Annotated in this window: 5 protein-coding genes; all 5 read left to right on the forward strand. The window is 73.9% G+C overall.

The genetic code is table 11. The features are described 5' to 3' along the window. Positions 1–44 precede the first annotated feature (44 nt). The 5 genes from ACFU99_RS28275 to ACFU99_RS28295 all read left to right on the forward strand — a co-directional run bounded on the left by ACFU99_RS28275 (position 45) and on the right by ACFU99_RS28295 (position 6,543). A complete protein-coding gene (locus ACFU99_RS28275; RefSeq protein ID WP_384397273.1) occupies positions 45–2,093 on the forward strand; it encodes a molybdopterin-binding protein in 2,049 nt (682 codons plus the stop codon). Beyond that, positions 2,090–3,181 carry a potassium channel family protein gene (locus ACFU99_RS28280; RefSeq protein ID WP_384397262.1) on the forward strand — a complete coding sequence of 364 codons (1,092 nt, stop codon included), beginning with the start codon at positions 2,090–2,092 and terminating at the stop codon, positions 3,179–3,181. Before ACFU99_RS28275 ends, ACFU99_RS28280 begins: the two co-directional genes overlap by 4 nt. Positions 3,182–3,338: 157 nt before the next feature. Further along, positions 3,339–4,316: an NAD(P)H-quinone oxidoreductase gene (locus tag ACFU99_RS28285; RefSeq protein WP_384397264.1), complete on the forward strand. Its 978-nt coding sequence runs from the start codon at positions 3,339–3,341 to the stop codon at positions 4,314–4,316. 128 nt (positions 4,317–4,444) lie between these two features. Further along, the gene (locus ACFU99_RS28290) at positions 4,445–5,347 is read left to right on the forward strand and encodes a hypothetical protein (RefSeq protein WP_384397267.1); all 903 of its coding nucleotides are present in this window, start codon (positions 4,445–4,447) and stop codon (positions 5,345–5,347) included. 494 nt (positions 5,348–5,841) lie between these two features. Next, on the forward strand, positions 5,842–6,543 hold the full coding sequence (locus ACFU99_RS28295) for an ABC transporter ATP-binding protein (RefSeq protein ID WP_384397270.1): 702 nt from the start codon (positions 5,842–5,844) through the stop codon (positions 6,541–6,543). Positions 6,544–6,554 lie beyond the last annotated feature (11 nt).

Consider the following 6,554-nt stretch of genomic DNA (forward strand, 5'->3'; position numbering starts at 1 on the left):
CGCAAGGCGTCCGCGCTCGCGACGCGCTGGTCCGAAGAGCCGGAATGAACGACCCGGAGGCGGACGCCGCACTGGACCGTGCCGCGGATGAGGCGCTGGCGTTGTTGTCCGACCGTCGCGGTGATCGTGGAGATCGCAGCCATCGTGGCGGTCGCGATGGACGGAAGGGCGCGAGCGGGAGCGGGGAGGCGCGGCGGGAGTCCGACCGCGCCCGTGGAGTCTCCGATGACGAAGGTGACAACCCACACAACCCCCACGATCCCCACAACCCCGACGACTCCGGCGGCGCTGACGGCGGCTGGACGCACACCGGCCCCGCCCCCGCTCCGTACGCCGACCTCGCCTGGGACGACGCCCGTACCCGCGCGGCGCGGGCGGTGCGCGTCCTGGAGCCGGTGGTGAAGGAACTCGCCGACGCGCTCGGCCACGTACTCGCCGAACCCCTCGCCGCCCTCACCGATCTGCCTCCCTTCGACACCTCCGCCATGGACGGCTGGACCGTCGCCGGTCCCGGCCCCTGGCGCATCGCCGCCGACGCCCCCGGCATCCTCGCCGGTCACGCCCGTACCGAACCCCTCCCCGACGGCCGCGCGGTCCGTATCGCCACCGGCGCCCGCGTACCGCCCGGCGCGACCGCCGTCCTGCGCAGCGAACACGGCACCCTCTCGGAGCCGAACGCGGAGGGCGCGGAGGGCGCGGAGGGCGGGACGACTGGGGAGGCCGAGGCGGCCTGGCTGTACGCGGACCGGGCCGTGACGACCGGTCAGGACATCCGCCCGCGCGGCCAGGAGTGCCGCCGCGACGACCAGCTCCTGCCGGCGCGTACGTTCGTGACGCCTGCCGTGCTGGGGATGGCGGCGGCGGCCGGTTACGACTCGCTGCGCGTCGTACCGCGCCCCCGTGTCGAGGTGCTCGTACTCGGCGACGAACTGCTGGACGACGGCCTGCCCCGTGACGGCCGCATCCGCGACGCGCTCGGCCCGATGCTCGCCCCCTGGCTGCGCTCCCTCGGCGCGGAGGTCATCGCCACCCGCCGCCTCAAGGACGACTACGAAGCGCTGTACGAGGCCGTCGCGGCCTCCGGCGCCGATGTGATCGTCACCACCGGAGGCACCGCCTCCGGGCCGGTCGACCACGTTCGCCCGACGCTGCGCCGCGTCTTCGCCGAGCCCCTCGTCGACGGCGTCGCGGTACGCCCCGGCCACCCCATGATCCTCGCCCGCCTCGTGCCGCACCGTCACGTCATCGGCCTCCCCGGCAACCCGCTCGCCGCCGTCTCCGGCCTGCTGACCCTCGCCGGGCCCCTGCTGCGTACGCTCGCGGGCCGCGCGGCGCCGGTCCCGTACCGTGCGCCGCTCACCGAAGCCGTCCACGGCCATCCCGAGGACACGCGCCTCGTCCCCGTCGCGTACGCGCACGACGAGGTGCGGCCGTTGCGGTTCCACGGCCCCGCCATGCTGCGCGGCATCGCCGCCGCCGATGCCCTCGCGGTCATCCCGCCGGGCGGGGTGGAGCGAGGGGGTGTCGTCGAGACGCTGGATCTGCCGTGGGGAGCGGGGAGCGACCCTTACGCGGCTGTTCCCGATACCGCTGCCACTGCCAACGCCAATGCCGTTTCCGGCGGCTCCAGCCACACCGACCTCGCCGACTTCGGCGGTACGGATGAGACAGCCGCGTCGGCTGGTTCCAGCGGGCTGGGCGCCCAGGGCTGGCAGGCCGTCCTCGACGGGCCCGACAGGCAGGTTCCGCCGGGCGGTATGAGCAGCCCTGACCGGTCGGGCGGGCAGCGCCGACAGGACTCTACGGCCGTGGACGACCTGCGCTGGGCGTACGAGCCCGAACCGCAGGAACGGCCGCAGGCCCAGCCTTGCGAACAGCCACGTGAACAGCCACGTCAACAGCCACGTGAACGGCCGCAGGAACGAACCGCCAAGCGCCTGGCCGCCCGCTCGGAGGCAAGCTCGTCCACCCGCCCCACCCCCCAACCCCCGGGGCGGCCCGTCGAGCGGCCGATGGCGCATGACACGCTGAACACCCCGCGCCGACTGGACGCCCCGCTGCCGTTCGGCCCCGACTCCGGAGCCCTCTCGTGAAGTTGCCCGCCCACGACGCGGCCGCCCGGCAGGACCCGCCCGAGTCCCCCGCCGCGCATCACGACCCCCAGAACAGCGGCTACCGCGTCCAGCTCCCCCGGCAGAGCGTCGGGCCGCTGCGCCAGGTCATACGCCGGCTGCTCATGGCGCTGCTCGTGATGGTCGCGACGGTCTTCATCGTCTACGCGGACCGCGGCGGCTACCACGACAACGCCGACGGCGACGTCGACTTCCTCGACGCCGTCTACTACTCCACCGTCACCCTGTCCACCACCGGATACGGCGACATCGTCCCGTACAGCGACAGCGCCCGGCTGTCCAACGTGCTCCTCGTGACGCCGCTCCGCGTCCTGTTCCTGATCATCCTGGTCGGCACCACCCTTGAGGTCCTCACCGAGCGCACCCGTGAGCAGTGGCGTCTTACCCGTTGGAGGTCCGCCTTGCGCGATCACACCGTCGTCGTCGGTTTCGGCACCAAGGGCCGGTCGGCCGTGCAGACCATATGCGCGACCGGACTGGCCAGTGAGCGGGTCGTGGTCGTCGACCCGAGCCCGAAGGCGATCGAGTCGGCGATCGGGCACGGCTACGCGGGGGTCGTCGGCGACGCGACCCGCAGCGACGTGCTGCTGCGCGCCGAGGTCGAGAAGGCGCGGCAGATCATCATCGCGACGCAGCGCGACGATACGGCCGTACTCGTCACGCTCACCGCGCGCCAGCTCAACCGCGCCGCCAACATCGTCGCCGCCGTCCGCGAGGAGGAGAACGCGCCGCTGCTGCGCCAGTCCGGCGCGGACTCCGTGATCACGAGCGCGAGCGCGGCCGGACGGCTGCTGGGGCTGTCCGTGCTGAGCCCGAGCGCCGGCACGGTCATGGAGGACCTGATCCAGCAGGGCAGCGGCCTCGACATAGTGGAACGGCCGGTGGTGAAGGCCGAGGTCGGCAAGTCCGTACGGGATACGGACGACCTCGTCGTGTCCGTGCTGCGCGGCCACCGTCTGCTCGGCTACGACGACCCGGAGGCGAGCCCGCTCAAGTCGACGGACCGTCTGATCACGATCGTACGGGCGCGGCCGACGGCCTTCCGGTAGCCGCGAACAGCTTCCGGTAACCGCTCGCGGAGGGCCCGGAGCAGGTCCCGACGCAGGTCCCAACGCGGGTCCCAACGCAGGTCCCGACGCAGGTCCCGACGCAGGTCCCAATGCGGGCCCCAGGACGCCCCCGCCGCCCCGGAGTAGCCTCGCGAGCATGTATGCGATCACCATTCCTGAACCCGGCGGACCCGAGGCCCTGGTGTGGGCCGAGGTTCCGGACCCCGTGCCCGGTGCGGGCGAAGTGCTGGTCGAGGTCGTGGCCAGCGCGGTCAACCGCGCCGATGTGATGCAGCGTCAGGGCTTCTACGACCCGCCGCCCGGCGCCTCCCCGTACCCCGGCCTGGAGTGCTCGGGCCGGATCGCGGAGCTCGGGCCCGGCGTGCGCGGCTGGGAGGTCGGCGACGAGGTGTGCGCGCTGCTGGCGGGCGGCGGGTACGCCGAGAAGGTGTGCGTACCGGCCGGGCAGCTGCTGCCCGTGCCCGAGGGCGTCGACACCGTCACGGCCGCCGGGCTGCCGGAGGTCGCGTCCACCGTATGGTCGAACGTCTTCCTCACCGCCCATCTGCGGCCCGGCGAGACGCTGCTCGTGCACGGCGGCTCCAGCGGCATCGGCACCATGGCCATCCAGCTCGCGAAGGCGGTCGGCGCGCGCGTCGCCGTCACGGCGGGCGGCGCGGCGAAGCTGGAGCGCTGCCGCGAACTGGGCGCGGACGTCCTCATCGACTACCGCGAGCAGGACTTCGTCGAAGAACTGGCGAAGGCGACCGGCGGCGCGGGCGCGGACGTCATCCTCGACATCGTCGGCGCGAAGTACCTCGACCGGAACGTGCGGGCCCTCGCCGTCAACGGGCGGCTCGTGATCATCGGCCTCCAGGGCGGCCGCAAGGGCGAGCTGAACCTCGGCGCGCTCCTCGCCAAGCGGGCCTCGGTCACCGCGACGTCGCTGCGCGGGCGGCCGCACGAGGAGAAGGCGGAGATCGTCGCGGCGGTCCGCGAACACGTCTGGCCGCTGATCGCCGGGGGCCGTGTGAAGCCGGTGGTGGACCGCACGCTGCCGATGCGCGAGGCCGCCCAGGCGCACGAGGTGCTGGAGAGCAGCTCGCACGTCGGGAAGCTGCTGCTGACGACCTGAGCCCGAGGCGGTAGCGGGGCGGGGCGGTAGCGGGGCGGGGCACGGGCAGTGCGTCCGAGATGCCGGTTCTGTCATGACATGTGAACCTGAGACCGGACATGACGGCTCGGCACGGGAGGCTCACAGCCGTGGCTCCAGCACTTCGTTCGCTCCCCGCGGTCGGCCTGTTGACCGCCGGTGGACTCTGCCCCGCACTGCTCTTCCTCGGCCCCGCCGCGCACGCCGCGCCCTCCGGACCCGCGACGTCCGCCGGACCCGCGACGCCCGCCGCCGAACGGTCCTCGGCCCCGGCAGCGGTGCGTACGGGTCCCGCGGACCGGTTCGGTGTGACAGCACGGCCGGGCGCGGGAGCGTCCCCGGACGCGGCGATACGCCCGTACGGACACGGGAACGGACACGGACCCGTAGCCGGTTCCTCAGCCAATCCGCCCGTCGCCGGGCTCACTTCCGGCGACGGGCGGTTCGTGGGAGGACACGTGGGAGGGCACGCGGGAGGGCATGCGGGAGAGGGCCGTACGCAGCCGGGGCGCCCCTCCTCGCCGGGCTCCCGCGACACCCCCGGCGGCCCCGGCACCCCCACCCCCTCGGTCACCACGTCCCCCACGGACTCGCTGACATCCACGGCCACCACGGCCACCACGCCCACCGCCAGCCCCACGCCCACCGTCACCTCGACCCCCGCCCCTTCTGAGTCCCCGTCCTCCCCCGGCCCTTCCCCCACCACCTCGTACGAGCCGTCGCCCGCCCCCACCACCCAGCCCGCCAGGGGCGATGACCTCGGCGCGGTCGCGGCTCAGCGGCCGCTCGGGCCGCCGCGGGAGCAGTACGCGATGGTGCGGCCGCCCGCGCCCGACTCGTCGCCGCCCGTCCGCCCGCCGTACGCGCCCGGGACCGCCGCCGACGCCCCGCAGGAGACGGTGGCCGCGCCCGCGCCGACCGGCCGCGTGATGCGCGTACTGCCGCTCGGCACGGGCATGGCGCTCACCGGGCTCGGGCTGGCCTTCGTCGGGCTGCGGCTCAGGCGGCACTGACCGCAGGGGCCGCACGGGCCGCGCACACCGTCGGGGCGGCCGTCGACAGTGGGTCCTGCGAGGCAGTGGTCGATCCGATATACCGCAGTGGTCGATCCGATCTACCTCGAACAGCGCAAAGCGGGTATACATACGCGGTATACCGATCCGCCGCGACCGCTCTGACCAGGTGGCCGACACGGCGGGTCCGACCCACCCAAGGGGAACACCGCACCATGTCCGCTCAGCCACCACAGCCGAACGCGATATCGAGGGTGATATCGAAGGCGATGCCGAAAGGGAGGGAGCAGAGCGGAGGGGGGCCGGAGAGAGCGCGGGATCGGGGACAGGATCGGGGACAGGAGCGAGGACGGGAACGGGCGGCGCGACCACAGTCCGCGCGGGCCGCTCGGGCCGCTCGGGCCACACTGGCCACTCGGGCCACGCCGTACGAGCGTTCCTCGCGCGACGCCGTTCTGGAGCTCAAGGAGCTCACCCGGACCCACGGGACCGGTATGACCGAGGTCCACGCCCTGCGCGGCGTGGACCTCAGTGTCATGCCCGGCGAACTCGTCGCCGTCATGGGCCCCTCCGGCTCCGGCAAGTCGACGCTGCTGACCCTCGCCGGAGGGCTGGACGCGCCGACCAGCGGACAGGTGATCGTCGAGGGGCGCGACCTGGCGCGGCTCGGCCGCGGCGCGCTGGCCGCCACCCGGCGCCGTTCCATCGGCTATGTCTTCCAGGACTACAACCTCATCCCGGCGCTCACCGCGGCCGAGAACATCGCCCTCCCCAGGGAGCTGGACGGGCTCCCGCTGCGCAAGGCGCGGCGGGAGGCCATGGAGTCCCTGGAGGAGCTGGACCTCACCGCGGTCGCCAACCGCTTCCCGGACGAGATGTCCGGCGGCCAGCAGCAGCGGGTGGCCATCGCGCGCGCCCTTGTGGGCGACCGCCGGCTGGTCCTGGCCGACGAGCCGACGGGCGCCCTGGACTCCCAGACCGGGGAGGCCGTGCTCGCCCTGCTGCGGGCCCGCTGCGACGCGGGCGCGGCGGGGGTGATGGTGACGCATGAGCCGCGGTACGCGGCCTGGGCGGACCGGGTGGTGTATCTGCGCGACGGCACGATGGTCGACCAGACGCTCACGGCACGGGCCAAGGGCGCCGGCCGTGCCGGCGGCGACGTACGGGCCGGCAGCGACGTACGGGCCGACCAGTGATCCGCTTCCCC

The organism is Streptomyces sp. NPDC057654 (genome assembly GCF_042800135.1).
Classification (GTDB): domain Bacteria; phylum Actinomycetota; class Actinomycetes; order Streptomycetales; family Streptomycetaceae; genus Streptomyces.

Excerpts from the sequence above, each read along its gene's own strand:
- ACFU99_RS28295 (WP_384397270.1), top strand. The coding sequence starts at position 5,842 with ATGACCGAGGTCCACGCCCTGCGCGGCGTGGACCTCAGTGTCATGCCC.
- ACFU99_RS28275 (WP_384397273.1), top strand. The coding sequence starts at position 45 with ATGAACGACCCGGAGGCGGACGCCGCACTGGACCGTGCCGCGGATGAG.
- ACFU99_RS28285 (WP_384397264.1), top strand. The coding sequence starts at position 3,339 with ATGTATGCGATCACCATTCCTGAACCCGGCGGACCCGAGGCCCTGGTG.